Source organism: Streptomyces sp. NPDC058877 (genome assembly GCF_042742855.1).
GTDB lineage: Bacteria > Actinomycetota > Actinomycetes > Streptomycetales > Streptomycetaceae > Streptomyces.
The window spans coordinates 19,816-44,611 of sequence record NZ_JBHYMF010000008.1; the positions used below are offsets into that span (position 1 = coordinate 19,816).

The window sequence follows — 24,796 nt, forward strand, 5'->3', positions numbered from 1 at the left end:
ACGTGTTGAGCCGCCGAACCCCCGAGGACACCGACCGACCGGGCGTGACGCTGACCGACCGGGAACGCGCCGAGGTGCGCGCCCTGGCGGAGGAACTGCACCGGTCCCCGGCCGGGCAGGTCGACGATCCCCGCTGGCTGGCGCGGGCGCGGCGGCACAGCTGCCGGCTACCGGTCCGGCTGCTCGAAGCCCTGCGCGACTTCCGTTCCGCGCCGGGCCCCGGCGGCACCCTCCTGGTCGGGAACCTCCCCGTCGACGCGGAGACCCTGCCCGACACTCCGTCGGTGCCGGACTCGGTGGAGCGCACCGCCACGGTGCCCGCCGCGACGGCGATGCTTCTCGGCCAGCAGCTCGGCGATGTGTTCGCCTTCCGCGACGAGAAGCACGGCGCGCTGGTGCACAACGTCGTACCGGTCCCGGCGCTGGCGGCCTCGCAGAGCAACGGCGGTTCCGTCGAACTCGAACTCCACAACGAGAACGCCTTCCACCCGCACCGGCCGGACCTCATCGGGCTGCTGTGCCTGCGCAGCGACCACGAGGGGACGGCGGGCACCCTGTTCTCCTCCATCAGGCGGGCGCGGGTGCTGCTCGACGACAGCGACGTGGCGGTCCTGTTCCAGCCCCGCTTCGTCACCGAGGCGCCACCGTCGTTCCGTGCGGGCGACGCGGCCACCGCGCACGGCGTCCTGAACGGCTCGTTCGACGATCCGGACATCCAGGTCGACTTCAACGCGACCAGGGCACTCGACGACGAAGCCGGCGCGGCGCTGCGCCGGCTCGGCGCCGCCCTGGCCGAGGTGGCGTCGGAACTCGTGCTGCGACCGGGCGACATGGCGTTCCTGGACAACCGCCTCGTGGTGCACGGCCGTACCGAGTTCACCCCCCGCTACGACGGCCACGACCGCTGGCTGCACCGGGTCTACGTCCACCTGGACGGGCGGCCCAGCCTGTCGCACCGGATCGGCCCCGGGCCCGTTCTGGCCTAGGGCCGTGCCGAGCCCCGGCCGGATCGGCCCACGGCCTGATCCGCCGGCCGGCTCCCCGTCGATCGCCCGCAAGACTCCCGAAAAGGACACAGCTCACATGAACGCAGCCCAGACGGCTGTCCTGCCGTCGGCCGAACCGGCGGCGCCGAGCCTGGTGCGTCAGATCCTCCTGGACATCTGGAGCAGCACGCTGAGGCACGACGTGACCGAGCACGACAACTTCTTCCGGTCCGGCGGTGATTCGCTGACGGCCCTCGTCACCATCGAGCAGATCAACCAGCGCCTCGGCTGGCAGCTCAACCTGGGCGACCTGATGCGGTTCCAGACCGTCGCCGAACTGAGCGCGGAGAGGGCGCGGCCGCAGGCCGCCAACACCGAGACCGCGCTGATCCGGATGAGCAACCAGGGTGCGCGCACCCCGATCGTCTTCGTCCACGCCGGGCACGGCATGGTCGACGGCTACGGCCGGCTCGTCCGGGAGCTGGGCACGGACCGGGCCTGCTACGGGCTCCAGTCCCCGCTGCTGGTCGAGGGCGTCGAGAGCGTGCCGGACGACATCCAGGGACTCGCCGGGCTCTACGCGGACGCGCTTCAGGACGAGTTCGGTGAGGACGAGTTCCATCTCTTCGGGTCCTGCGCGGGTGGCGCGCTCTGCCTGGAGATCAACCGCATCGCCGCCGACCGCGGGCTGACCATCGGCCGGACGATCGTGGTCGACGGCTATCTCGCGCGGGACTCCGAGGGCGTGATGTCCGAGGACGAGCTGATCGTGGACTTCTACGAGGGCCTCCTGCGCATGTCGGGCACCACGGAGCGGTTCCCCGCGATGAGCCCGCGGGACGCCGACCTCCCGCTGGCCCTGCGCAACTCGGCCGCCGCCATGTTCGGCGCCGGCCTGGGCTTCGACGAGCGGGCGGAGGGGTTCTGCCGCCGCCTCCACAGCGCCTTCGTGAGCACCGCGCGGGCCTGGGAGTCGTACCGCCCCGAGCCCGTCGACGTCGATCTGCTCCTGCTCCTCGCGCAGGACAACCACACCCTTGGGGACTGGAGTTCGGTCGTCAGGGGCGAGCTGACCGCGGAAGTGCTGGATTCCGAGTTCTACGGCCAGCGGCTCTGCATCGAAGAGGCCCCGAACCTCGTGGCCCGGACCACCGACTACCTGGGCGAGAACTGATCAGCATGGACAGCACAGCCACCAACCCGTTCGAGGACGCCACCGGCGAGTACCTCGTGCTCCGCAACACCGTCGGCCAGTACTCCCTGTGGCCGGGGTTCGCCGACGTGCCCGCGGGATGGCACACCGACTTCGGCCCCGGACCGCGGGCGGCCTGCGCCGAGCACATCGAGAAGAACTGGACCGACCTGGGCCCCGCGCGTCCGGGTGCCGCGGCGGGAGAACTGGTGTCATGACCGAGCAACTCGAACGGATCGCCCCGCTCCTCCGGGGCACGGAACCGGCGGCCGGTCTCCTCGGACGGTTCGCGGAGCAGGTCGCCCGCGCCCCCCAGGCGCCGGCGCTGATCGCCGGGGACACCGTCGTGACGTACGGCGAACTCGCCGACCGCGCGGACAGGGTGGCGCGCCGGCTGACCGACCGGGGCGTCGTGGCGGAGGACATCGTCGGGATCCTCCTGCCCATCTCCCCCGATCTGGTGGCCGCGCTCCTCGGCACCCTCAAGGCCGGGGCGATGTACCTGCCGCTGGATCCCCACTACCCGCCGGACCGGCTCGCCTACATGGTGGCCGACGCCGCACCGCGGGCGCTGATCACCACCCGGGAGGCGGAGGCCGGATTCGACGAACTGGCCGGGGTCGACACGGGCGCGGTGCTGTACCTGGATCCGCACGACGACCAGGACGAGGAGCGGCGGAGCCCGGCTCCGGACGGCACGGTCGTCCCGGACTTCGACCCGGACCGCGGCGCCTACACCATCTACACCTCGGGCTCGACCGGCCGCCCCAAGGGGGTCGTCGTCACCCACCGTTCGCTCGCGAACTTCCTGGACTGCCTGACCGACCGCTTCCGGGTGCACTCGGGTGACGTCGTCCTGTCGACCACCTCGATCTCCTTCGACATCGCCGGGCTGGAGCTGTACCTGCCGCTGGTGAACGGCGCCGCGGTGCACCTGGTGCCGCGGGAGACCACCGTGGACGGTGTGGCGCTGCGCCGGTACCTGGCCACCGCCGGGCCCACGCTGGTGCAGGGGACCCCGGCGCTGTGGCAGCTGCTGCGCGAGGCCGGCTGGAGCCCGCGCGAACTCCCCGCCACGGCACGCCTGCTGTGCGGCGGCGAGGCACTGCCGCAGGATCTCGCCGACTTCCTCGCCGGAGGAACGGCCGCCGTGTGGAACCTCTACGGTCCGACCGAGACCACCATCTGGTCGCTTCTGGCACCGGTGGTCGCCGGGGAGCCCGTCACCATCGGACGCCCGATGTGGAACACCGGCGTCCACGTCCTGGACGACCGCCTGGCGCCGGTGGCGCAGGGCTACACGGGCGAGCTGTACCTCTCCGGGGACGGTCTGGCCCGCGGATACCACGGGCGCGGCGCGCTCACCGCCGAGCGTTTCGTGGCCTGCCCGTTCGCCGACCCCGGCAGCCGCATGTACCGCACCGGAGACCTGGTGCGGCAGCGTGCCGACGGCCGGCTGGACTTCGTCGGCCGGGTGGACGAGCAGGTGAAGATCCGCGGCTACCGCGTCGAACTCGGCGAGATCGAGGCGGCACTGCGCCGGCTCCCCCAGGTGGCCCAGGCCCGTGTGATCATGCGGGAGGACGTCTCGGGCGTGGCACAGCTGACCGGGTACGTCGTACCGGCGGACGGTCACAATCCCACGGCCGACGAACTGCGCCACGCCCTCGGCGACTGGCTCCCGGCGCACATGGTGCCGTCCGGCATCGGGATCCTCGACCGCTTCCCGCTGACCCCGGCGGGCAAGATCGACCGCAAGGCGCTGCCGTCGGCGGTCCGCGCCGGCAGGGGAGCGGGCCGGGCTCCGGCCACCCCGCAGGAGCGGGTGCTGGCCGAACTGTTCGGCGAGGTGCTGGGACTCGGTGACGTCGGCGCCGACGACAGCTTCTTCGACCACGGCGGCAACTCGCTCGCCGCCAACCGCCTCGTCGCCCGCATCCGCGCCGAACTCGGCGTCGAGATACCCATCCGGGCCGTCTTCGACGAGCCCACCCCGGCCGCCCTCGCCCTGCGGCTCACCGAGGCCGAGCAGGCCCGCCCCGCCCTGCGCCCGATGGACCGCGGCGTCTCGCTGCCGCTGTCGTACGCCCAGCAGCGTCTGTACTTCCTCCACCGGATGGAAGGTCCCAGCTCCACCTACAACATGCCCGTCGCGGTGCGGCTGACCGGAGAGCTCGACATGGCGGCGCTGCGCGCGGCCGTCGTCCACCTCCTTCAGCGGCACGAAAGCCTGCGCACCCGCTTCACGGACGGGCCCTACGGGGCCGAGCAGGTGGTGGTGGCCGGCACCGACGCCGCCGTGGCCGCCGCCGCCGACATCTCCGTGCACGAGGTCACGGACCAGGAACTGCCCGCGGCCGTCGACGCGGCGGTGGGACACCGCTTCGACCTCACCACCGACATCCCGGTACGCGCCGACCTGTTCCGCACCGGCGAGCACGAGCACGTGCTGGTGCTGTGCATCCACCACATCGCGAGCGACGGCTGGTCGCTGGTCCCGTTCGTGCGCGACCTGTGCGACGCCTACACCGCCCACCAGGCGGGCCAGGCTCCCACCGCGGCGCCGCTGGAGGTCCAGTACGCCGACTACACGCTGTGGCAGCGCGAACTCCTCGGTTCGCCCGCCGACCCGGACAGCCTCATGGCGCGGCAGCTCGCCTACTGGCGCGAGCAGCTCGACGGCGCGCCCGAGCTGCTGGAGCTGCCCGTCGACCGCCCGCGGCCCGTCACGGCGACCCACCGCGGCGATGTGCTGCCCTTCGAGGTGCCGGCCTCGCTCGCCGACCGCCTGGCGAAGCTGGCCAAGCGTGAGGGCGTCAGCCTGTTCATGGTGCTCCAGGCGGCCACCGCGACCCTGCTGACCAAGCTGGGCGCCGGCACCGACATCCCCCTCGGCAGCGTCCTCGCCGGGCGCGCCGACCGTGCCGTCGACGACAACATCGGCTTCTTCGTCAACACCCTGGTGCTGCGCACCGACACCTCGGGCGATCCAACCTTCACCGACCTGCTGGCCCGGGTCAGGACCGCCAACCTGGCCGCGTACGAGAACCAGGACCTGCCCTTCGAGTACCTCGTCGAGGTGCTGAACCCGGCTCGCGGCACCAGCCACCACCCGCTGTTCCAGGTCATGCTGGTGCTCCAGAACAACGCGGTCCCGCGGTGGCGCCTCGGCGAGCTGGAAGCGGCGCACGAGGTGGTGCCGACCCGCACGTCGAAGTTCGACCTGACCTTCGAGCTGACCGAGCGGTTCACCGAGGGGGGCCGGCCGGACGGGCTCAGCGGTGAGATCGAGTACGCGACGGACCTGTTCGACCGTTCCACGGCCGAGACCCTGATCGAACGGCTGCTGCGGGTGCTGCGGTCGGTGGCCGACGACCCGGCGCGTCCGCTGGAGTCCATCGACGTCCTCGGCGCGGCCGAGCGGCGCTCGATCCTGCGGGAGTGGAACGACACCGGCGTGGAACTGTCCGGGGCGACCTACCCGCGGCTGCTGGCCGAGCAGGTGGCCCGCACTCCCGACGCCGTCGCGCTCGTCCATGAGGACACGGAACTGACGTTCGCGGAGCTGGACCGCCGGTCGAACCGGATCGCCCACTGGCTGATCTCCCGCGGCGTCGGCCGTGGCGACGTGGTCGGACTCGCGATGCGGCGCGGTCCCGAGCTGCTGTGCGCGCTGCTCGGGATCCTCAAGGCCGGCGGTGTGTATCTGCCGCTCGACCCGGACTATCCGCCGGACCGCCTCGCCTTCATGATCGCGGACAGTGCTCCCGTCATGCTCCTGACCACGAGCGACGCCGTCGCGAAGCTGACCGACGAGGCCCGGCGGCTGTCGCGCCTGGACTTCGACGACCCGCACACGGAAGGCGAGCTGGCGCGCTACCGCTCCGACGCGCCGACCGACGCGGACCGCCGGGCGCCGCTGCGCCCGGACGACCTGGCGTACGTCATCTACACCTCCGGCTCCACCGGCCGCCCCAAGGGCGTCGCCGTCACACACCGGGGCATCCCCAACCTCGCCCACAGCTACCTGGAGCGGTTCCGGCTCGAAGAGGGGTCGCGGTTCCTGCAGTTCTCCTCGATCAACTTCGACCCGACGTTCTGCGAGCTGTGCTGCACCCTGCTCGCCGGCGCGACCGTGGTCCTCACCTCACCCGACGAGCTGCTCTCCGCCGACCGGCAGCGGGAGGTCACGGCCCGGTACCGGCCGACGCACATCACCTTCTCGCCCACCATTCTCGGCGCGATGGCCCCGGACGCCCTCGCGGACTGCGGCAACCTGATGGTCGCCGGCGAGGCGTGCCCGCCCGCGCTGGCCGCCGCCTGGGCGCCCGGCCGCCGCATGATCAACGCGTACGGGCCGACCGAGGCCACCGTCGACACCCTGTACTGGGAGTGCGGCAGCGGCCCGGACGGCTTCGAGGACGCGTCGGTGCCGGTGGGCCGTCCGCTGAGCAACACGCGGGTGTACATCCTCGACGCCGCGCTGCGCCCGGTGCCGCCCGGTGTCACCGGCGAGCTGTACATCAGCGGTGACGGTCTGGCCCGCGGCTACCTCGGCAGGCCGGCCCTGACCGCCGAGCGGTTCGTGGCCTGCCCGTTCGGCGACCCCGGCAGCCGTATGTACCGCACCGGAGACCTGGCGCGCTGGCGCGCGAACGGTCCGGCCGGTGTCGTGGACTTCGTCGGCCGCGCCGACGACCAGGTCAAGATCCGCGGGATGCGCGTCGAACTCGGCGAGATCGACGCGGTGCTGAAGGGCCACCAGGAGGTGGCGCAGTCCGCCGTCGTCGTCCGCGAGGACACCCCCGGCCACCAGCAGCTCGTGGGATACGTGGTCCCCCGGGCGCACGGCGGGACCTACGACATCGAGCACGTCGACAAGTGGCACCAGATCCACGAGCAGGGATACAGCGAGCAGCGCGACCTCGGCACCGAGCAGGACTTCACCGGCTGGAACTCCAGCTACGACAACGAGCCGCTGCCGCTGGACCACATGACCGAGTGGCAGGAGGCCACGATCCGGCGCGTTCTCGACCTGCGGCCGGCCAGGGTGCTGGAGGTCGGGGTCGGTTCCGGCCTGATCCTGCGGCCGGTGGCGCCGCACTGCACCGCGTACACCGGTGTGGACTTCTCCGACGCGCTGATCCGGACCCTCGGCAGGGCGATCGAGGACAGCGACCTCCGCGACCGGGTCGCACTGCGCACCCTGGCCGCCCACGAGATCGGCGCGCTGGCCCCGGCCCGCTTCGACACCGTGGTGATCAACTCGGTGGCGCAGTACTTCCCCAGCGTCGACTACTTGATCGACGTGGTGCGCCAGAGCATGGAGATGCTCACTCCCGGCGGGCGGATCGTGCTGGGCGACATCCGCAATCTGCGGCTGCTGCGGGCCTTCGTCACCGCCATCGTCCTGCACGACGGCGCGCACGCCGACGAGTCCCTCGCCACGGTGCGGGACATCGTCGCCCACCAGCAGGAGCTGGAGAGCGAGCTGCTGGTCGATCCGGCCTTCTTCGCCCGGATCGGCGATCTCGTACCGGACGTCGTCGGTGTGGACGTCCAGCTCAAACGAGGTGTCTTCCGCAACGAACTGACGGACTACCGCTACGACGTGGTCCTGCACAAGCGGGGAGCGGACCTGATGTCCCTCCGCGACGTGCCGGCGCGCCAGTGGAGCGGCGCCGAGGACGTCGACGCCCACCTGGGCACGGCCCGGCCGGCGGCGCTGCGCGTCACCGGTGTTCCCAACGGCCGCGTGACGGCACAGGTGGCGACCGCGCGGCGGGTGGCTTCCGGGACCGGCGCGCTCGTCAGCAACCTGTCCGAGGCGGCCGACGCGCGGTCCGGGGTCGATCCCGAGACCCTGTGCGAGATCGGCGCCCGGCTCGGCTACACCGTGCACCCGACGTGGACCGACACCGAGGAGGGCGACCGTTTCGACGTGGTGTTCCTCGCCGCGGGCAGGGCCCCGGGGCAAGGGCTGACCGATGTGTTCCTGACCGCGGACGGGGACGAGCGTCCGCCGCGGCAGCTCGCCAACGACCCCCAGGCATCCGACCGCGGCCGCAACCTCGCCACCGAACTGCGCCGCCACGCGGCACGACGGCTGCCGGACCACATGGTGCCCGCCGCGGTCGTCGTCCTGGACGCGCTGCCGCTGACGCCCAACGGCAAGCTGGACACCCGGCGGCTGCCCGCACCCGAGTTCGGCTCCCGGACCGGACGGCCGCCGGCCACGCCGCGGGAAGCGACGATGGCGGCACTCTTCGCCGACGTGCTCGGCCTGGCGGCGGTCGGCGCCGACGACCGCTTCTTCGACCTCGGCGGCGACAGCATCCGGTCGATCCAGCTCGTCAGCAGGGCACGCGCGGAGGGCTTCCGGATCACCCCGCGCGACGTGTTCCACGAGCAGACGGTCGAGGCCCTGGTGGCCCGGGCCGCCCAGCACGCCGAGGAGGGCCCGGCGGACGACGGCCCGGTCGTCGACGTGGACGCCTGGGAGAAGATCCTGCGGACGCCCGATCCGGCCTACCCGGTGTCCGGCACCTCACCCGCCGCGGACCGGGGGCGCCTCACCCGGAGCGTCGCCGGCCAGGACGCCGAGCGGCTGCTGACCGGCCTGCCGCGGCTGTACCACTGCGGCCCCGAACACATCGCGGTGGCCGCGCTCGCCCCGGTGCTCGTCGCATGGCGCCGTACACGGCTTCCGGAGGCCGGAGCCTGGCTCCGGCTCGACCTGGCCACGGCGGACGCGCCGACCGCGCACCCGGTACGTCTCAACCCGGGCGCGCCGGACCTGGACAAGGCCCTGGCCGAACCCCGGGAGCTGGCGCGTGTGCTGAAGCGGGTGAAGGAGCAGGTGCGCGCCGTACCGGCAGGCGGCCGAGACTACGCCGCGCTGCTCGCCGACCCCGCGGCCGCGCCGCGACTGTCCTCGTACGGGGCCTCGCACGTGCGCCTCCGGGTGATGCCCGCCGGTACGGCCCCCGCCGACGGCGCCCCGCGTCTCGGGGACGACGGTACGGAACCCGCTCTCGGCGTCGATGTCCGGCCGGCCGCTGACGGCAGGTCCCTGGAGACCGTCTGGTCCTGGGACGCCACACGGTTCACCGAAGCCGCCGTGGGGGAGCTCGCCGACCGGTGGGTGACCTTCCTGGTCGCGCTCGCGAACCTCGCGGAGCGTCCGGAGCTCGGAGGGCTGACTCCCTCGGACGTCGGTCTGGTCGACGTCAAGCAGTCGACCATCAACCAGTTGGAGAGCGACTACCCCGGTCTCGACGACATCCTGCCGCTCACCCCGCTCCAGCAGGGCTTCCTGCTGTACACCGCGGCCGGCCACCACGGCCCCGACCCCTACCAGCGGCAGAGCCTGTTCGACCTGGACGGGCCGCTGGACGTCGAGCGGCTGCGACAGGCGGCGCACGCACTCCTGATGCGGCACCCCAACCTGCGTGCCGCCTTCACCCACCGAGGCACGCAGAGCTCGGTGCAGGTGGTGCCGGACCGGGTGGAGGTGCCGTGGACCGTGCACGACCTGTCCCGGCTCACGCCGGCGGAACAGGAACGACGGGAGGCGGAGATCCTCGCCGCGGACCGGGACCGGCGGTTCGACCTGTCCGTGCCCGTGCTGATGCGGTTCACCCTGCTGCGCCTGGGAGCGGAGCGGCACCGGCTGCTCGTCGGGGACCACCACATCCTGCTCGACGGCTGGTCGAACTCGCTGGTGTGGCAGGAGCTGTTCGCTCTGTACCGCGGCGAGCGGCTGCCGGCGGCGCCGCCCTTCCGCGGCTACCTGGCGTGGCTCGCGTCCTGCGACCGGGACGCCGCCGTGTCGGCATGGCGAAGCTATCTGGCGGATGTCGAAGGACCGACCAGGGTTCATGCCGCCAAGCCGGCGCCGGACGTCCCGCTGCGCGCCCTGGACGTCACGCTGACCGCGGAGCTGACCGACTCGCTGCGGCACCGGTGCGCCCAGGCGGGGATGACCCTCAACACGGCCCTCCAGACGGCGTGGGGCATCGCGCTCGGGCGTCTCACCGGGCGGGACGACGTGCTGTTCGGCAACACCGTCTCCGAACGGCCGGCCGAACTCGACGGCGCCGAGTCCATGGTCGGGCTGCTGCTCAACACCGTGCCGCTGCGCGTGAGCGTCCGGCCGGGCGAACCCGTCGGCACCACCATGGCGCGGGTGCAGGAGTCGCAGCTGGACATCTTCCCGCACCTCTCCATCGAGATCACCGAGATCCAGCGGCTCCTCGGAGCGGGTGAACTGTTCGACGCCTGCTACGTGTTCCAGAGCTACCCCGCGGATCCCCTGGACAGGATCGGGGCCGACGGCCTGCGGACGCGCGAGAGGACGCACAGCGCGAAGGGGCTTCCGCACTACCCGCTCAGCATCACGGTGATTCCGGACCGGCAGATCGAATTCACCGTCGGATATCACCCCCACGTGTTCGGCGACGACCAGATCGCCGAGATCAAGGAGTCCGTCATCGGCACGCTCGAAACGATCGCGGCAGGGGACAACGCATGAAGAACTTCCTGACGATGGTGCGCGGACTTCCGTTCGCGATGAAGATCCTGCTGGCCTCCGCCACCGCGCGGAGCCTGAGCTCCTTCGCGATCCTGGCCTACATGCCCATCTACCTGTACGACACGGTGGGCATGGACGGCGCCACCATCGGCTACGTGATCGGCGGCAGCGTACTGGTCGGCACGATCGCGGGTGTCTACGGCGGCTATCTGGCGGACCGGTTCATCAAGGTCGACCTGGTCATCGTGCTGGATTTCGCGATCATCCTGCTCTACCTCTGCCTGACGGTGATCCACGATCCGGTCGCCGTGACGGTCATCCTGCTGCTGAACAACATCGCCTCCTGGTCGATGGGTGTCGCCGGCAGCGCCCTGCTCTCCGAGCTGGTTCCCGCCGAGAACCGCGTCAAGGTGTTCTCCCTGCGCTATTCGCTGCAGAACATCGGCGCGGCGGCGGGCCCCTTCCTGGGCATCGGGGCGCTCGCCGTCGGATCGAGTGGTCCGTTCCTTCTCAGCGTCACCGTCATCGGCGCCTCCCTGGCGCCTCTGATGGTCTTCCGCCGGCGGTTCCTGCCCGCGGGCAGCGGTGGGAAAGCGCCCGCCGTGATGGCGGAACAGGAAACGCAGGAAACTCACGAGAATGAGGAAAAGGAGAAAAAGGAGGAGACCCCCAAGTTCCGCCAGGTGCTGAAGGTGATGGGGGCGGATCGCCGGCTGACCTACTTCACCATCGGTGGAATTCTCAGCATCGTGGTGTACGGCCCGCTCCTGACCTTCATGTCGCAGTACCTCGTCCTGGTGGAGGACCGCGACACCGCCTACCGGCTGGTCGCCTACATCTCCGCCGCCAACGCCATCGTGGTCATCGGCGCCCAGTACGCCCTCGGCAGCCGTCTGAGGCAGGACAACCTCCTGAAGTGGCTGACCGCCGGAGTCGGCGCCCTGGTCCTCGGCCTGGTCGCGATGTCGCTGTCCACGCATGCGGCCGTCATCGTCATCGCCGTGGTGATCTTCAGTCTCGGCGAGGTCGTCCTGGTGCCCGCGGAGTTCACGTTCATCGACTCCATCGCTCCCGACAACCTGCGCGGCAGCTATTTCGGGGCGCAGAATCTCATCCACATCGGCATCGCCCTGGGGCCGATACTCTGCGGCTTCCTGCTCCAGCATTTCGTGCCGGCCGTGATGTTCTACGCGCTGATCGCCGTGGTGATCGCCAGCTGGTGGTGCTACGTCATCGGCGTCCGGGCCACGGAAGCCGCTCGCGAACCGGTACAGGCGGGCGCGGAACCGGTGAAGGCGGGGGCCGGCAAGTGAGCTTCGAGGAGATCACGCAGAAGACGTACTGCCCCTTCGCCAAGCCGTCGAAGATGGGGCCGGGAATCACGATTGCGACGGATGACGTCGAGAACGAGCTCACGCGGCACAGGGACCTCATCTCGGAGTTCTTCCGCACGGCCGCCGAGCGCTCGCGCGACGGCATGATCATCACCTTCGAGGACCCGACGCTCGGTATCACGCTTGACGCGCTGACGGAGCTCACCCACCGCTTCTACACCACGCTCACCCGGATGTTCTCCAGCGTGTACCTCCCCGAGGACCCGCAGCTCGACGAGCGCTGGTACGCGATGATCGAAGGCGAACTGTTCTTCCTGGTCTCCTTCGCCCCCTGCTATCCGGAGACATCACCGCGGCACACCCACGGCGACCGGCGGACCTATTTCCTTCTGCAACCCGCCAGCACCTTCGAGCGGAACGCCAAGTTCATCGACAGGCAACGTGCGGGAATCCAGCGTGCTTTCGCCGCGGTCGGCAAACCCTACGACGCGCGACTGGCCAATCTGGAGAACGACGCCTTCAAGGCCGTCATGCCGATCGACCCTCTCGGCCATCACATTCCATGGTGGTCCCCCGGGGCGAGCGCGGCGCAGTAGCAGCGGGACTCCGTCCCGCACGCCGGCGCCTTCAAAAGACTGAAAGCAACCATTCGAAACAGAAGTGGGGCACCGATGACTTCTTACCAGGGCATTCTGAGCTACGACCTCTCCGCCGACGAGGTCTCCTCCCTCGAGCGGCTGTTCGCCGACCCGAAGCTGGCGGGGAGCGATCCCGGCGCGCAGACGTTCTACGACGACGCCTGGGAGCTGGTGTCGAAGGTACCGGCCGGACTGCGCCGGTTCCTGGAGGACTTCCGGCGCAATGACGCGGCTGCCGGCTTCCTGCTGCGCGGCTTCGGCGTCGACGACGACGCCGTCGGCCCGACACCCGGCAACTGGGCCGAGGCCGCCGCCGGACGTACCCGCCGGGAGGAGTTCTTCCTCGCGGTGATGGGCCAGTGCCTGGGCGAAGTGTTCAGCTGGCCCACCCTGCAGTCCGGACGAATGATCCAGAACGTGCTGCCCATCGCCGGCGAAGAGGACGAGCAGAGCGGACACGGCAGCGACGTGCTCCTCGAATGGCACACCGAGGACGCCTTCCACCCCTACCGCTGCGACTACCTGGCCCTCTTCGGCATACGCAACCACGACCGGGTTCCGACGACGCTGTCCTCGGTCCAGGACGTGGAACTGTCGGCGGACACACGCCGGGTGCTGTCCGAACCCCGGTTCTACATCCTGCCCGACGACGAGCACCTGCGTCAGCTCGCCGCCCTGCGGCCCCATGACCCCGGACTGCTGCGGATGCGCGAGATGCGGGACAACCCCGAGCCCGTCGCCGTGCTCTTCGGTGCCGAGGACGCTCCGTACCTGCGCATCGACCCGTTCTTCATGCGCTGCGTCGACGGCGACGGCGAGGCGGAAGTGGCCCTCAAGGAGCTGGTGACGGAGCTGGACCGGGTGCAGCAGGACGTGGTGGTGGAAGCGGGCACCCTGCTGGTCATCGACAACTACCTCGCCGTGCACGGCCGTCGCGCGTTCACGGCACGCTACGACGGAGCCGACCGCTGGCTCCAGAAGGCGGTGGTCGCCCGCGACCTCCGCAAGTCCCGCTCCGCACGGGACTCGGCAGCGGGACGCCTCCTGAGCTGACCCGGATGCCCGGGACCCTCGGCATTCGGCGACGGCCGGTTGGTGCTGTGATGGGAGACCCAGAAGGAACGTATCCGCAGGTGGGGGCGCCATTCTCGACGTTCCGCTTCAACGTCTGACGAATCGTCAATAACTGTGCCCGGCAAGCTTGTTGGTGGGTCGGGCACAGTTCTGTCCGCAGGGAGTCCTGTGCCCCTGGGGTAGCGGCAGGTCTGGTCGGCGTGAGACTGCCTCAGACCTTGACGACCTCCACGGAAGGGCCGCACAGGAGTGTCAGGTCCTCGGGGTCGGACGTGAGGACGGTCACCGGCCGGGGTGCGTTGCGGGCGATGACGGCGAAGGCGGCATCGATGGCGTACTTGTGGCCGTGGAGGTGATGGGCGCGCAGAAGCGCGGCGGCCTGGTCGGTGATCTCCTTGGTGACGTCGTGAACGTCGACGCGGGAGAGGACCCACTTGATGCGGGCCGGGTGGATCCGCTCGTAGTCGGCCTCAAGGGTGGTCATGGCGCTGGTGGCAACACGGATGCCCTCCTCTGATGCCGCCTGGATCAGAGCCGTGACGGTGCGGTCCTTGCGGTAGAGCTTGGAGAGTCCTTCGCTGTCGAGCAGGAGGGTGCCGGGCATCAGGCGGCGGCACCGCCGGCCTGGCGGTGGTCGTGGCGCAGTAGCGCGCGGGCGGCCTCGACCTCCTCGTGGGTGAGCTCGTCGTTGTCGGTCTCGAAGTCGGCGACGATCTCCCGGAGCTTGTCCATGGCGACCCGCTGTTCGAGGGCCTCGGCGACGTAGGCGGAGAAACCGCCGGGTCCGACGTGAGCGCGTACGGCCTCGGCGAGGTCCTCGGGCAGGCTGATCGAATACTTCCTGCTACTACTCATGGTGCCGATCCTACCGGTGGTCGTAAGCCTTCGCGGGGTGAAAGGTCCCATGGGCGGACCGGCCGCAGGGGAGTCAGCGGGGAGGTGCGATCAACGTTCTACGGGCCGGGCTGGTCCGTGGCGAAGCCCAACCGGCTCAGCGAGAAGCCACCCCCTTCAGGGGGTGGAGGAGTCACCAGGGATCGCAGGCGCCGCTGAATCGGGCGGCGCACACTGAAGTGAGTGCGATCCGCTCCGCGAGGTGATGCCGATGAGCCGCATCCTCTCTACCGGTTACGCCTTTCTCCTGGCACTGGCAGTGGCACTCACGGGGATGAGTGGCTGTGGCTCCTCGGGTGAGGAGAAGACGGTGGAAACGGGTCCGACAGTCACGACGACCCAGACCGTCACCGCAGAGCCCACACCCACTCCCACGCCGCCTCCCGCTCTGCCGAAGCCGACTGCAACTCCCACTGCTGACGCGGCCTCCACTGTCGAGGGATACTTCGCGGCCATCAACGCGCGCGACTATCGACGAGCGTGGGACCTCGGAGGCAAGAATCTTGGTGGCTCTTACGAGTCCTTCCAGGCAGGCTTTGCCGACACCGTCCAGGACACCGTCCGCATCGTCGATGTCCACGACGGCACGGTCACGGTCACGCTCGACGCCCTGCAGATGGATGGGACCGTGCGTTCCTTCGAGGGCACGTACGCGGTCAGGAACGGGGTGATAGTCGACGCTGACGTACGGCCGGCAGTGAGCCCGAAGCCGGAGAGCGCAGCGCCGACAGCGTCGAAGGACACCAACCGCTCTTATCCCCCGGGTCCTCCCGCGGGCGTTCCCGACGTCGACTGCTCAGACCTTCCTGGTCCCGTCTGGGTCGGCCCCTCCGACCCCCACCGCCTCGACCGCGACGGTGATGGCATCGGCTGCGAACTCGACTGAAGCCCCGGACGCTGTGGGTAGCGTCTGGCGTATAGGGACCTCACGTGGCCGCAGCGGCCCGGTACCTGGAACTACGGACGTGACCAGCCGTCGGCGAAGTCGCACTGGAGGTCGGTCCAGCGGCGCTGCTCGCCGGGGGTGTAAAGGGGGTGGTCGCGGAGGTGGGCGAGGGCCTGGACCCATTGGTCCCAGAGACCGTCAGGCTGGGTGAAGCGGGCCGCGTGGTGGGTGCAGAGGTGGGCGTCGAGGCGGAGGAGGGCGCCGAGGGCCGCGGGCTGGTCGTAGCGGAGGTCGGTGCGGGGGAGGTAGCGGTCGAGGTAGGCGGTGAGGATCTCGGCGTCCGCGTGGGTGCCGAAGCGGGCCAGGGCGAAGCAGTAGGCGCTGCCCGAGAAGCAGACCTCGCTGGCCAGAAGCAGGTCGCCGATGCGTTCGCGGAACCGTTCGCGGCGGTCGACGCCGATCAGCCATGCGGCGGTGAGGCGCGAGCGCCACTCGTAGCCGAGAAGGGCTTCCAACTCGGCATCGGTGATCGTGGCCGCGTCGTCGATGAGGTGATGGGCGAAACGTTCGCCGTGAGGCCACTCGGGCCGCAGGAATCGACCACTTTTCAGGACGAGGTAGCGCGCGTGGCCCGAGTCCTTCCTTGCCACGTAGCGCTCGATCACGTAGCCGTAGCCGACTTCCTCGGGGTGCTGGAACGGCATCGGTCACCTCTCCGGGTGCAGGTCGGTACGGTCGATCCAGGTGGGGGCGACGAAGATGTCGTCGCTGGCGGGGGCTTCGGAGGCTTCCAGCAGGGACCAGGTGCGGGACTCCTCGACCAGGTGCTCCCAGGGCGCGGTCCAGTCGAGTTCCCCGTTCAGGTCGGGGCCGGAGACGCCGTATGTGCGGCCGGCGTCCACGCGCCAGAACTGGGAGTAGAGGATCACCTGGGCGTGGTTGGCCAGGTCGTTGACGATCTTGGCGAAGTGGGTCGAGGGCCAGCCAGGGGCGTCGTCCGCAGTGGCGGCGCGTAGGCGCGCGGTGAGCGCCGGGACGACAGGTTTACGGACGCCGAGTTCGGTCAGCGCCCAGCGGATGCCGACGGACTCGGTCCAGTCCGGTGGGGTCGCCCGTTCCAGGCAGGCGAGGTAAGCGCGGCGCAGGGGCTCGACCGCACCGTCGATCTCCAGGCTCGCCAAGGCCATGGCCGCCCATTCGCGGACGGTCGGGTTGTCGCTGTCCAGCAGGCCGATGAGAGCGGGGCCGCAACGGGGATCGCCCACCTCCTCGAAGACCTCGATGGCGGTCAGCTGACCGAAGCCGCCGAGGGAAGGCAGGCCGTCGATGACGGCGGGTATGGCGTCGGCGCCGATCCAGATCAGCTCCGCGCGGGCGTCGTAGGACTCGTCGGCCTTGCCGTCGAGCTGCTGGACGAGTGTCTCGATGTGGGAGGTCATGACGCGGAGTGGTCCCGGCGCCAGAAAGTGGGGAGCCACCAGCAGAGCACCGAGCTGTCGGCGGGCCACGGGGCGCTGTCCTCGGCCGTCCAGTCCTCGAAGGAGTCCCGGGTCAGATCGATGGGGCGCCAGGCGGGGGCGAGCGGCTCGTCTTCGGCCGGCGGGCGGACGAACCGGCGGCCGTGCTCGTCGCAGGCGCCGAAGTCCTGGTAGTTGCGCTGGGCCTCGATCAGGGAGACCTTGTTCGCGCCGCCGGGCCTGGTGGGCCAGCGGAACTGGACCCCGTCGTCCTCCCAGAAGCAGACGGGGCAGATCTCGTACGAGCCGGGCATCTCGCCCAGCACGCGGTGCCCGCAGCACGGGCAGGGGTAGGAGTCGCTCACCTGCACAGTCTCGTTGCAGGCCCCGCCGGTGTGCCAGGGATTTCGCCGCCTCGGAGCCCCGGCCGGTCCGCAGCCAGTCCGCAGGACACCCGTAAACGGTCGTCGGGAGCCAACGCTCGCCAACCGGGAAATCCCAGGTCAGGGCCCTAGACTGGGCTCCGCCGCAGGTCAGGATCGGGCCGCAGGCATTCCGCTTCAACGTCTGATCGCATGTATGGAGGCGGCCTGACCTGTGGGAACGCGGGTCAGGCCGTCGCGCTGTCCGCATCAGTCCGCAGAACGGTCCGACGTGGCACGGCTGCGTCGTGCATTCGGACCGCGGCAGCGACCTGGAGTCAACCGGCCGTCGCAACATCGGGTTCTGGTAGATGCTCGTTCGATCGCCTCGCCGTTCGCATGGCGGGCGACGCTCATGGGCGCCATGACCGTCGTCTGGCCCCGTCTCTCACCAGCCGTGTCGCCATCGAGGCGCAGCCTACCGCCCCTGCCCTTCTCGTGGGCTCGACCTCTTCGTCGTTCCGGTGGACGATCGACGTCGAGGCGTCGATCAACACTGACGCATTGACGTAATATTTACGTCACTCTAGGGTGGGGGCATGCTCTTCCCCACGCCCGCTCTCACCGCCGAGGATCAGCGCGTTCTCGGCGAGATCGAAGATCTTCGTCGCTCGTTGCGCCTCCAGGTCCGGTCCACTCCGGTGAAGTGGACCGAAGGGCTGCGCAAGTTCTTGACCGCGGATGCGGTGGCGGCCTCCAACTCGATCGAGGGTTTCAGGGTGTCCACGGTCGACGTCGAGGACCTGCTGGAGGGCGAGCGGGATGTTGACGTCTCCGAGGAGGATCGCGAGGAGACGCTGGCCTATCAGCGGATGATGACCTATATCCAGACGCTGCATGACGTCGCGGACTTCCGGTACAGCAAGGAGTTGCTCAACGCGCTGCACTGGATGCTGCAGGGACACCGGAACACCCCGCGGAAGCCGGCCGGGCAGTGGCGCCGTGGTGTGGTGTACGTGACAGACGCCCGCGACCCCAGTATCGCGGCATATACGGCACCGGACGCAGCCGAGGTGCCTGCCTTGACGGGTGAACTGGTCGACTGGCTGAACACGGACGACGGCTCGCACCCGCTGGTGCGGGCCGCCATGGCGCATCTCCACCTCGTTGCCATCCACCCATGGGCGGATGGCAACGGCCGCATGTCCCGATCCCTCCAAACGCTCATGATCGCGAGACAGGGAGAACTGGCTCCCGAGTTCTCCTCGATCGAGGCTTGGCTGGGGCGCCCCGGCAATACCTGGGAGTACTATCGCGAGTTGCAGCGTCGGGGGGCCACCTACCGCCCCGACCAGGACGTCTCCGATTGGATCCGTTTCAACCTCACCGCGTACCACCAGCAGGCGCAGACCGTACGCAATCGCCTGGATCGTTCGAGTCGGGTGTGGCTCCTGCTGGGTGAGTTCGCGGAGGGCCGGGGGCTGGACGAGAGGGTGGTTTCCGCCCTGCACGATGTGGCGATGTCCGGGCGGGTGCGTCGTACACGCTACGAACGAGCGGAGGACCTGAGTCTGCAGCGGGCCCAACGCGACCTGCGGGACCTGGTCGCGGGCGAGGTCCTGACATCGGTCGGCCGCACCCGTGCCCGCTTCTACACCGCCGGCCCCGCCTTTCCGGGGTCGGCTCTTGAAGCGGCCCGGACGCCGTTGGCACTGGCTGATCCGTACACGCACTGAGCCTGGATCCACCGCGTGATCGCCGTCCGAGATCGGGGCCGGGACGAAGAAGTGCCTTGTGACCTGCGATGATGGGAGTTCTCTAGGCTTCCAGCACGCACGGTCAGCAAGGCACTTCGTAAGTGAAATCCTCCCACACGGCCGCGGCGACGTTCGCGGCGGCCGATGACTCGTCTCTGATCGCGTACGGCGGGCTGGCCGCCGGGGTGCGGCTGGCCGAGCGGTGCGGCCTGCCCGGGCTGGTCCGTGACAGGGTTCGCCTGGCCGGGGCGGTGAACGGTGCGGGCACGGCGCCGGACGCGAAGGTGATGTCGCGGGTGGCGGGCATGCTCGCCGGTGCGGACAGCACCGACGATGTGGACGTGCTGCGGCACGGGGCGATGCCCCGCGCGTTTGCCGGGATACGCGCCCCTTCCACGCTGGGCACGTTCCCGCGTGCCTTCACCTGGGGCCATGTGCGTCAACTGGATTCGGCCGCCAGGGTGTTCACGGCGAACCTGGTACGTCACTGCGCCCTGCTGCCCGGCGCGGAGCAGGTGGTGTTCCTGGACATCGACTCGAAGGTGAAACCCGTCCACGGCTACGCCAAGCAGGGCGCCGCCTTCGGCTGCACCCGCCAGCGCGGGCTGCACTTCCAGATCGTGACCGCCTCCACCCCGATCGCCGCCCCGGTCATCGTGGCCTCGCGGCTGCGCAAGGGGTCGGCCGGCTCCGGCAAGGGCGCCGCGCACCTGATCGCCGAGGCGGTCAACACGGTCCGGGCCATGGGCACGGTGGGCCAGATCGTCGTGCGCGGCGACTCCGCGTTCTGCTCGCACAAGACCGTGGCCGCCTGCCGCCGCCTGGGCGTGCGCTTCTCCTTCACGATCGCCCAGCGCAAGAAGGTCCACACCGCCGTCGCCGCCATCGACGAGGCCGCGTGGACCGCGATCAAGTACACGGACGCGGTGTTCGACGAGGACGAGCAGCGGTGGGTATCCGACGCCGAGGTCGCCGAGACCGACTACACCGCCTTCACCGGCAAGCCGAAGAAGTACCACGTCACGGCCCGGCTCCTGGTCCGCCGCGTCAGACGCCTCGGCCAGGCTCATGTCGCCGACGGGCAGGGCGAGTTGTTCACGGCCCACCGCTTCCACGCGGTGTTCACCGACACCGCGCTCGGACTCGTCGAGGCCGAGGCCACCCACCGCCGGCATGCCATCGTCGATCAGGTCTTCGCCGACCTGGAGGACTCCGCCCTCGGCCATCTGCCGTCGGGGAAGTTCACCGCGAACGCCGCCTGGCTCACCCTCGCCGCGCTCGCCCACAACCTCACCCGCGCGCTCGGCGCCCTGGCCTCCGCCCTCCACACGAAGGCCCGCAGCGGCACCGTCCGCCGCCACCTGATCGCCGTCCCCGCCCGCCTCGTCGCAGGCGCACGCACCCTGACCTGGCACTTCCCCGACCGATGGCCCTGGCTGGAGGCGCTGGAGAACCTGTGGACAGCCGTCGGTCACCGCCTACGCACCTGACCAACCGGACCGACGGCCCGCCCGCGACCCGAAGGACCTCGAAGACCCCGCCACCGGACCGGCCATCCGGCACCCACCCCTGCCCGAAACCGGAAAACAACCCGAAAACCGATCAGCAAACCCGCTCAGGATTCACACGGTGGATCCAGGTTGAGGAAGGAGAACGCCCTCATGGCCCCATGGGGGCGTTCGTTTTTCTCTAATCCCATTCTATGGAACCGTTCAGGACGCGACCTGGCGGGTCGTCCGGGGCGTGCTCGCCGAGGGGCTTGACCTCGTAGTGGACTCCCTCATGCGCGAGCCTGCACATGTGCCGGAACTCGTCATCGAAGAAATCCCGGAGGGAAGGATAGGCGCGGGCGTCCCTCTCGCCGTAGTCCCCCCACCTCCCGACAGAACCGGTGATCGCGTCGACGAAGTACCCGTACATCTCGCCGCACTCATAGGGCTCGGCAGCGAAGGGAATCCACTCCCGATCCCAGTGGGCGGCATCCTCGTTCGGACCCGGCATCATCACATGATGGAGCCGCACGATCGTCGACAGCGGCAGCAGCGCCCAGCAGCCGGAGAGGAACTCACCCTCCGTGCATGACCCCGTCAGCCCGTTCGAGTCGTCCAGCTGGGCCACGGTCCCGTTGTTGACCTTCAGGTACGCGCGCAGCTGATCGGGGAGCCGCACGCCGAGCTGCTCCTCAGCCGCGGCGATCTCCTCCTCGCTCGCCGGCCCGTTGAGAGCGCGATGGTTGACCGGGGCGTGTTCCTCAAGCCACCCCACGAGGCGGCTCCATGCTTGGACTGTCTCATTCATTACGATTCATTGTCTTTCGGTGGTATCTAGCGAGGAACCCCGGGTTGCGTTCACACCTGGGAGGAATCGCTTCTCAAGATAGGGGTGAACTGCACCGGAGCACGGATCTGGACTGCTGCCAGAGGGCTTTTGGTCTAGGCGGATTGCCGCCCATGCCCCGGTAGATTCCTCGCCAGGTTGGTGTTGTCTCGTCCGTTATGCGCTTGGCGAGGTTGTCGATGGAGGCGATGTGGATCGCGGCTTCGGGGCTGGTGGTGAGGGTCTCGTGGTCGCGGGCCGGACGGCGGTGCATCATGATCCAGTCGATGCTCCGCCCTACCGCCCAGCGTCTTTTTGCGACGTGGAAGCCGCGCTCTTCGGGGTTGCGGTTGACGACTTCGACATCGATTCCGAGGTGGGCGCCGTGCTCGATGACGGTGTTCTTGAAGCCGGTGTCGACCCGGCTTTTCATGATGGTCGGTTAGACCGCTTTCGCGGGGATGTACACCTCTCACCGGGCAGAGGTGATCAAACCGGGCCATGAGTAAACCCCGCATACCAGAAAATGCCGTGTAAGCGCCCGGGCGGCCTCGGCCTCCTCGCGGGTGAGGGCTTCGTCGTCGGTCTCGAAGTCGGCGACGATCTTCCGCAGCTCGTCCACGGTGACCTTCTGTTCGAGGGCGTCGGCGACGTGGGCGGAGAAACCGCCGGGTCCGACATGGGCGCGTACGGCCTCGGCGAGATCCTCGGGCAGGCTGATCGAATGCTTCCTGCTACCGCTCATGGTGCCGATCCTGCCGATGGTCGTAAGTCCGGGGGCGTGAACGGCTGGCCCGAGGTTCGCTCCATCCGCAGGGAGCCGCGAACGCCCGTCGACGCCCGTCCGAGGCCCGGTGAGGGCGGTGGGAGGATGCGGAGAGGGCCAGAGAGGGGCGGGAAGCGTGGGGCGTGGCGAGCGGGACACGGTCGCGAGGGGAGCGCGACTGTACGAGGCGGCGCAGGCAGTGGTCGGTGACCACGGAAGGGCAGTGGAGGCGGTACGGGCGGCCCTGAAGCCGATCCACGATGCGGCGGTGCAGCGGGAGCTCGACGCCATTCCGGTCGCCCGGCTGCAGGACGTCACCGAAGGACGGCTGCGGCTGGGGAGCGTCGAGAAGAGCGGACTGCGCACCCTGGGCAGTGTTCTCGAGGCGGGCCCCTACCGGCTGCGGCAGATTCCCGGCGTCGGGCAGCGCACCGTCGACCAGATGCTCGCCGCCGCCCACAGGCTCTCCGAGGCCGTGCACGAGACCGTGGCCGTCCACATCGACGTGGACCGGCCGGAACCGCGCACCACCGCGCTCGTCATGGCCCTGCACGTCCTGGTGGAGGCCGGCCCGGACGCCCGGCGCGCGGTGGACAAGGCCACCGCCCTGACGGAACGGCTCGGTCCGCTACTGGTCGACGCGAGGCCAGCCGCAGGAAGGGTCCGGATACTGCTGGCCGGCCGGGAGAAGAAGGCTCGCGCCTGGGCGGCGGTCGCCGAGACCCGGTCGCTGGTGGACGAGGCGGAGCGGGCCGGCCTGCCCGAGCTGCTCGCCCAGGCGTCGGTGGACCTGCTCCGGGGGCTCTCGTCCGACGTCGCGGCCTGGGTGGACTTCGAACTCCGCTCCGCCGAGTACTACAACCTGCTCGCCGAGATCTCCGGGCGGCTGCCGGACGCGGCTGCCGCGGAGGGCTTTCTGCCGGACGAGATCGCGGAGCGGGTACGGACCCAGGACCTCGACGACACGCACCGGCGGGTCTCCCTGCGCGGTTACCAGGCGTTCGGCGCACGGTTCGTGCTTGCCCAGCGCAAGGTGATACTCGGCGACGAGATGGGCCTCGGGAAGACCATCCAGGCGATCGCCGTCCTCGCCCACCTGGCCGCCGAGGGGCAGAGTCACTTCATGGTCGTCTGCCCGGCGAGCGTCCTCGTGAACTGGACTCGGGAGATCGAGGCCCGCAGCGCCCTTCGCGTCATGGTGCTCCACGGCCCCGACCGGCACCACGCGTTCGCCGACTGGAAGGGGCGGGGCGGGGTGGGGGTGACCACGTTCGACGCACTGCGCGGATTCCCGGCGCCGGGCGGCGGGGAGGTCGGACTGCTCGTCGTCGACGAAGCGCATTCCGTGAAGAACCCGAAGGCCAAGCGGTCCCAGTCGGTCGCCCTGTGGACGGAGCGCTGTGAGCGCAGCCTCTTCATGACCGGAACCCCGATGGAGAACCGGGTCGCGGAGTTCCGCAACTTGGTCCAGATGCTCGACGGCGACGTCGCGGACTCCCTCGGCGAACGGGACGCGTTGGCCGGATCGGTCGCCTTCCGCAAGGCCGTGGCCCCCGTCTATCTGCGGCGCAACCAGGAGGACGTGCTGACGGAACTCCCGAGCCTTCAGCAGACCGACGAGTGGGAGGAGCTGAGCGCTTCGGACGGGGAGGCGTACCGCGAGGCCGTGCGCGCGGGCAACTTCATGGCCATGCGCAGGGCCGCGTACATGCGCCCCGAGAAGTCGGCCAAACTGGACCGGCTCCGGGAGATCGTTCGGGAAGCCGGCGAGAACGGGCAGAAGACGGTGGTCTTCTCCAACTTCAAGGACGTACTGGGCGTGGTGAAGGAGGCCCTCGCGGTCGGAACCGCCAGGGCCACTCCGGTGTTCGGTCCGCTGACCGGCGGCGTCCCGGCCCGGCGTCGCCAGGAGATCGTCGACGACTTCGCCGGTGTCCAGGGCCCGGCGGTGCTCCTGGGGCAGATCCAGGCAGCGGGCGTCGGCCTCAACATGCAGGCCGCCTCCGTCGTGGTGATCTGCGAACCCCAGATCAAGCCGACCATCGAACATCAGGCGGTGGCCCGGGCCCACCGCATGGGCCAGGTCAGGCCGGTCCGCGTGCACCGTCTCCTCGCCACCGGAGGCGTGGACGAACGCATGGTGAAGATGCTGGAGACCAAGACGCGCCTGTTCGATGCCTACGCCCGCCGTAGCGCCGTGGCCGAAGCCACCCCGGACGCGGTCGACGTGTCGGACACCGAGCTGGCACGTCGCATCGTCGAGGAGGAACAGGCACGTCTGGGCATGACGGACGAGACGCCCACGTCATCCGATTGAGGGTGTCTTCCGGTCCCCAGCCAGTCCGCAGGACACCTGTGAACGGCTGTCGGGAGCCCACGCATGCCAACGAGGAATCCCAGGTCAGGTTCCCTGCGGGAGGCTCCGCCGCAGGTCAGGGTCTGGCTTCAGAATCGTCGACCTCCGCCTCATGGGGGAGGCCGACCGATTCCTCGCATGCCGCCTCCTGTCGCCGTCCGGACGTCCTGATCGCAGACCGGGGCCGGACGGGTGCCCTGCGTCCGCGTTCCGGGGGATCGATTGGTGGGTAGAACCCCAGAAGG

Annotated in this window: 18 protein-coding genes and 1 pseudogene; 11 read left to right on the forward strand and 8 right to left on the reverse strand. The window is 69.9% G+C overall.

Going from position 1 to position 24,796, the window contains the following annotated elements:
- Positions 1-2 precede the first annotated feature (2 nt).
- The 7 genes from ACFW2Y_RS03545 to gntD all read left to right on the forward strand — a co-directional run bounded on the left by ACFW2Y_RS03545 (position 3) and on the right by gntD (position 13,736).
- On the forward strand, positions 3-986 hold the full coding sequence (locus ACFW2Y_RS03545; RefSeq protein WP_384872899.1) for a TauD/TfdA family dioxygenase: 984 nt from the start codon (positions 3-5) through the stop codon (positions 984-986).
- 97 nt (positions 987-1,083) lie between these two features.
- Complete coding sequence (locus ACFW2Y_RS03550; protein WP_384872902.1) at positions 1,084-2,160, forward strand: phosphopantetheine-binding protein; 1,077 nt, start codon at positions 1,084-1,086, stop codon at positions 2,158-2,160.
- A gap of 5 nt (positions 2,161-2,165) precedes the next feature.
- On the forward strand, positions 2,166-2,396 hold the full coding sequence (locus ACFW2Y_RS03555; protein ID WP_384872905.1) for an MbtH family protein: 231 nt from the start codon (positions 2,166-2,168) through the stop codon (positions 2,394-2,396).
- The gene (locus ACFW2Y_RS03560) at positions 2,393-10,711 is read left to right on the forward strand and encodes an amino acid adenylation domain-containing protein (protein ID WP_384872907.1); all 8,319 of its coding nucleotides are present in this window, start codon (positions 2,393-2,395) and stop codon (positions 10,709-10,711) included. The genes ACFW2Y_RS03555 and ACFW2Y_RS03560 overlap by 4 nt, the downstream gene beginning before the upstream one ends.
- Positions 10,708-12,024: an MFS transporter gene (locus ACFW2Y_RS03565; RefSeq protein WP_384872910.1), complete on the forward strand. Its 1,317-nt coding sequence runs from the start codon at positions 10,708-10,710 to the stop codon at positions 12,022-12,024. The genes ACFW2Y_RS03560 and ACFW2Y_RS03565 overlap by 4 nt, the downstream gene beginning before the upstream one ends.
- Positions 12,021-12,641 carry a hypothetical protein gene (locus ACFW2Y_RS03570; protein WP_384872913.1) on the forward strand — a complete coding sequence of 207 codons (621 nt, stop codon included), beginning with the start codon at positions 12,021-12,023 and terminating at the stop codon, positions 12,639-12,641. The genes ACFW2Y_RS03565 and ACFW2Y_RS03570 overlap by 4 nt, the downstream gene beginning before the upstream one ends.
- A gap of 75 nt (positions 12,642-12,716) precedes the next feature.
- Positions 12,717-13,736 (forward strand): guanitoxin biosynthesis L-enduracididine beta-hydroxylase GntD, encoded by a 1,020-nt coding sequence (gene gntD, locus ACFW2Y_RS03575; RefSeq protein WP_384872916.1) that lies wholly within the window; start codon positions 12,717-12,719, stop codon positions 13,734-13,736.
- Between the two features lie 232 nt (positions 13,737-13,968).
- Here the strand turns inward: gntD and ACFW2Y_RS03580 are convergent, their stop codons facing one another.
- Together ACFW2Y_RS03580 and ACFW2Y_RS03585 are read right to left on the reverse strand one after the other, a co-directional pair.
- Positions 13,969-14,361: a DNA-binding protein gene (locus ACFW2Y_RS03580; protein WP_384872919.1), complete on the reverse strand. Its 393-nt coding sequence runs from the start codon at positions 14,359-14,361 to the stop codon at positions 13,969-13,971.
- Positions 14,361-14,612 carry a hypothetical protein gene (locus ACFW2Y_RS03585; RefSeq protein WP_256524754.1) on the reverse strand — a complete coding sequence of 84 codons (252 nt, stop codon included), beginning with the start codon at positions 14,610-14,612 and terminating at the stop codon, positions 14,361-14,363. The genes ACFW2Y_RS03580 and ACFW2Y_RS03585 overlap by 1 nt, the downstream gene beginning before the upstream one ends.
- Before the next feature lie 250 nt (positions 14,613-14,862).
- Here ACFW2Y_RS03585 and ACFW2Y_RS03590 point away from each other — a divergent pair, with 250 nt between their 5' ends.
- Positions 14,863-15,537 carry an excalibur calcium-binding domain-containing protein gene (locus ACFW2Y_RS03590; RefSeq protein WP_384872923.1) on the forward strand — a complete coding sequence of 225 codons (675 nt, stop codon included), beginning with the start codon at positions 14,863-14,865 and terminating at the stop codon, positions 15,535-15,537.
- Between the two features lie 71 nt (positions 15,538-15,608).
- On the opposite strand, the gene ACFW2Y_RS03595 is transcribed toward ACFW2Y_RS03590, so the two are convergent.
- The 3 genes from ACFW2Y_RS03595 to ACFW2Y_RS03605 are packed head-to-tail and all read right to left on the reverse strand — an operon-like array spanning position 15,609 to position 17,359.
- Positions 15,609-16,241: a DUF6000 family protein gene (locus tag ACFW2Y_RS03595; RefSeq protein ID WP_384872926.1), complete on the reverse strand. Its 633-nt coding sequence runs from the start codon at positions 16,239-16,241 to the stop codon at positions 15,609-15,611.
- A gap of 3 nt (positions 16,242-16,244) precedes the next feature.
- Positions 16,245-16,976 carry a HEAT repeat domain-containing protein gene (locus tag ACFW2Y_RS03600; protein ID WP_384872929.1) on the reverse strand — a complete coding sequence of 244 codons (732 nt, stop codon included), beginning with the start codon at positions 16,974-16,976 and terminating at the stop codon, positions 16,245-16,247.
- Positions 16,973-17,359, reverse strand: coding sequence for a CPCC family cysteine-rich protein (locus tag ACFW2Y_RS03605; RefSeq protein WP_384872932.1), 387 nt, complete (start codon positions 17,357-17,359; stop codon positions 16,973-16,975). The genes ACFW2Y_RS03600 and ACFW2Y_RS03605 overlap by 4 nt, the downstream gene beginning before the upstream one ends.
- 596 nt (positions 17,360-17,955) lie before the next feature.
- Here ACFW2Y_RS03605 and ACFW2Y_RS03610 point away from each other — a divergent pair.
- Positions 17,956-19,092 (forward strand): Fic family protein, encoded by a 1,137-nt coding sequence (locus ACFW2Y_RS03610; protein WP_384872935.1) that lies wholly within the window; start codon positions 17,956-17,958, stop codon positions 19,090-19,092.
- A gap of 122 nt (positions 19,093-19,214) precedes the next feature.
- Positions 19,215-20,603: an IS1380 family transposase gene (locus ACFW2Y_RS03615; protein ID WP_384872938.1), complete on the forward strand. Its 1,389-nt coding sequence runs from the start codon at positions 19,215-19,217 to the stop codon at positions 20,601-20,603.
- A 199-nt stretch (positions 20,604-20,802) separates the two neighbouring features.
- On the opposite strand, the gene ACFW2Y_RS03620 is transcribed toward ACFW2Y_RS03615, so the two are convergent.
- From ACFW2Y_RS03620 to ACFW2Y_RS03630, 3 genes and pseudogenes are all read right to left on the reverse strand, one after another.
- The gene (locus ACFW2Y_RS03620) at positions 20,803-21,411 is read right to left on the reverse strand and encodes an SMI1/KNR4 family protein (protein WP_384872941.1); all 609 of its coding nucleotides are present in this window, start codon (positions 21,409-21,411) and stop codon (positions 20,803-20,805) included.
- A gap of 160 nt (positions 21,412-21,571) precedes the next feature.
- A pseudogene (locus ACFW2Y_RS03625) lies at positions 21,572-21,871 on the reverse strand (IS5/IS1182 family transposase); the annotation flags it as partial.
- Positions 21,872-21,901: 30 nt separating this feature from the next.
- Positions 21,902-22,174 carry a hypothetical protein gene (locus ACFW2Y_RS03630; protein WP_384872944.1) on the reverse strand — a complete coding sequence of 91 codons (273 nt, stop codon included), beginning with the start codon at positions 22,172-22,174 and terminating at the stop codon, positions 21,902-21,904.
- Between the two features lie 157 nt (positions 22,175-22,331).
- Here ACFW2Y_RS03630 and ACFW2Y_RS03635 point away from each other — a divergent pair, with 157 nt between their 5' ends.
- Complete coding sequence (locus tag ACFW2Y_RS03635) at positions 22,332-24,512, forward strand: DEAD/DEAH box helicase (protein WP_384872946.1); 2,181 nt, start codon at positions 22,332-22,334, stop codon at positions 24,510-24,512.
- The last annotated feature ends 284 nt before the right edge of the window (positions 24,513-24,796 follow it).

Excerpts from the sequence above, each read along its gene's own strand:
- ACFW2Y_RS03550 (WP_384872902.1), top strand. The coding sequence starts at position 1,084 with ATGAACGCAGCCCAGACGGCTGTCCTGCCGTCGGCCGAACCGGCGGCG.
- ACFW2Y_RS03555 (WP_384872905.1), top strand. The coding sequence starts at position 2,166 with ATGGACAGCACAGCCACCAACCCGTTCGAGGACGCCACCGGCGAGTAC.
- ACFW2Y_RS03560 (WP_384872907.1), top strand. The coding sequence starts at position 2,393 with ATGACCGAGCAACTCGAACGGATCGCCCCGCTCCTCCGGGGCACGGAA.
- ACFW2Y_RS03565 (WP_384872910.1), top strand. The coding sequence starts at position 10,708 with ATGAAGAACTTCCTGACGATGGTGCGCGGACTTCCGTTCGCGATGAAG.
- gntD (WP_384872916.1), top strand. The coding sequence starts at position 12,717 with ATGACTTCTTACCAGGGCATTCTGAGCTACGACCTCTCCGCCGACGAG.
- ACFW2Y_RS03580 (WP_384872919.1), bottom strand. The coding sequence starts at position 14,361 with ATGCCCGGCACCCTCCTGCTCGACAGCGAAGGACTCTCCAAGCTCTAC.
- ACFW2Y_RS03585 (WP_256524754.1), bottom strand. The coding sequence starts at position 14,612 with ATGAGTAGTAGCAGGAAGTATTCGATCAGCCTGCCCGAGGACCTCGCC.
- ACFW2Y_RS03590 (WP_384872923.1), top strand. The coding sequence starts at position 14,863 with ATGAGCCGCATCCTCTCTACCGGTTACGCCTTTCTCCTGGCACTGGCA.
- ACFW2Y_RS03595 (WP_384872926.1), bottom strand. The coding sequence starts at position 16,241 with ATGCCGTTCCAGCACCCCGAGGAAGTCGGCTACGGCTACGTGATCGAG.
- ACFW2Y_RS03600 (WP_384872929.1), bottom strand. The coding sequence starts at position 16,976 with ATGACCTCCCACATCGAGACACTCGTCCAGCAGCTCGACGGCAAGGCC.
- ACFW2Y_RS03610 (WP_384872935.1), top strand. The coding sequence starts at position 17,956 with ATGCTCTTCCCCACGCCCGCTCTCACCGCCGAGGATCAGCGCGTTCTC.
- ACFW2Y_RS03620 (WP_384872941.1), bottom strand. The coding sequence starts at position 21,411 with ATGAATGAGACAGTCCAAGCATGGAGCCGCCTCGTGGGGTGGCTTGAG.
- ACFW2Y_RS03630 (WP_384872944.1), bottom strand. The coding sequence starts at position 22,174 with ATGAGCGGTAGCAGGAAGCATTCGATCAGCCTGCCCGAGGATCTCGCC.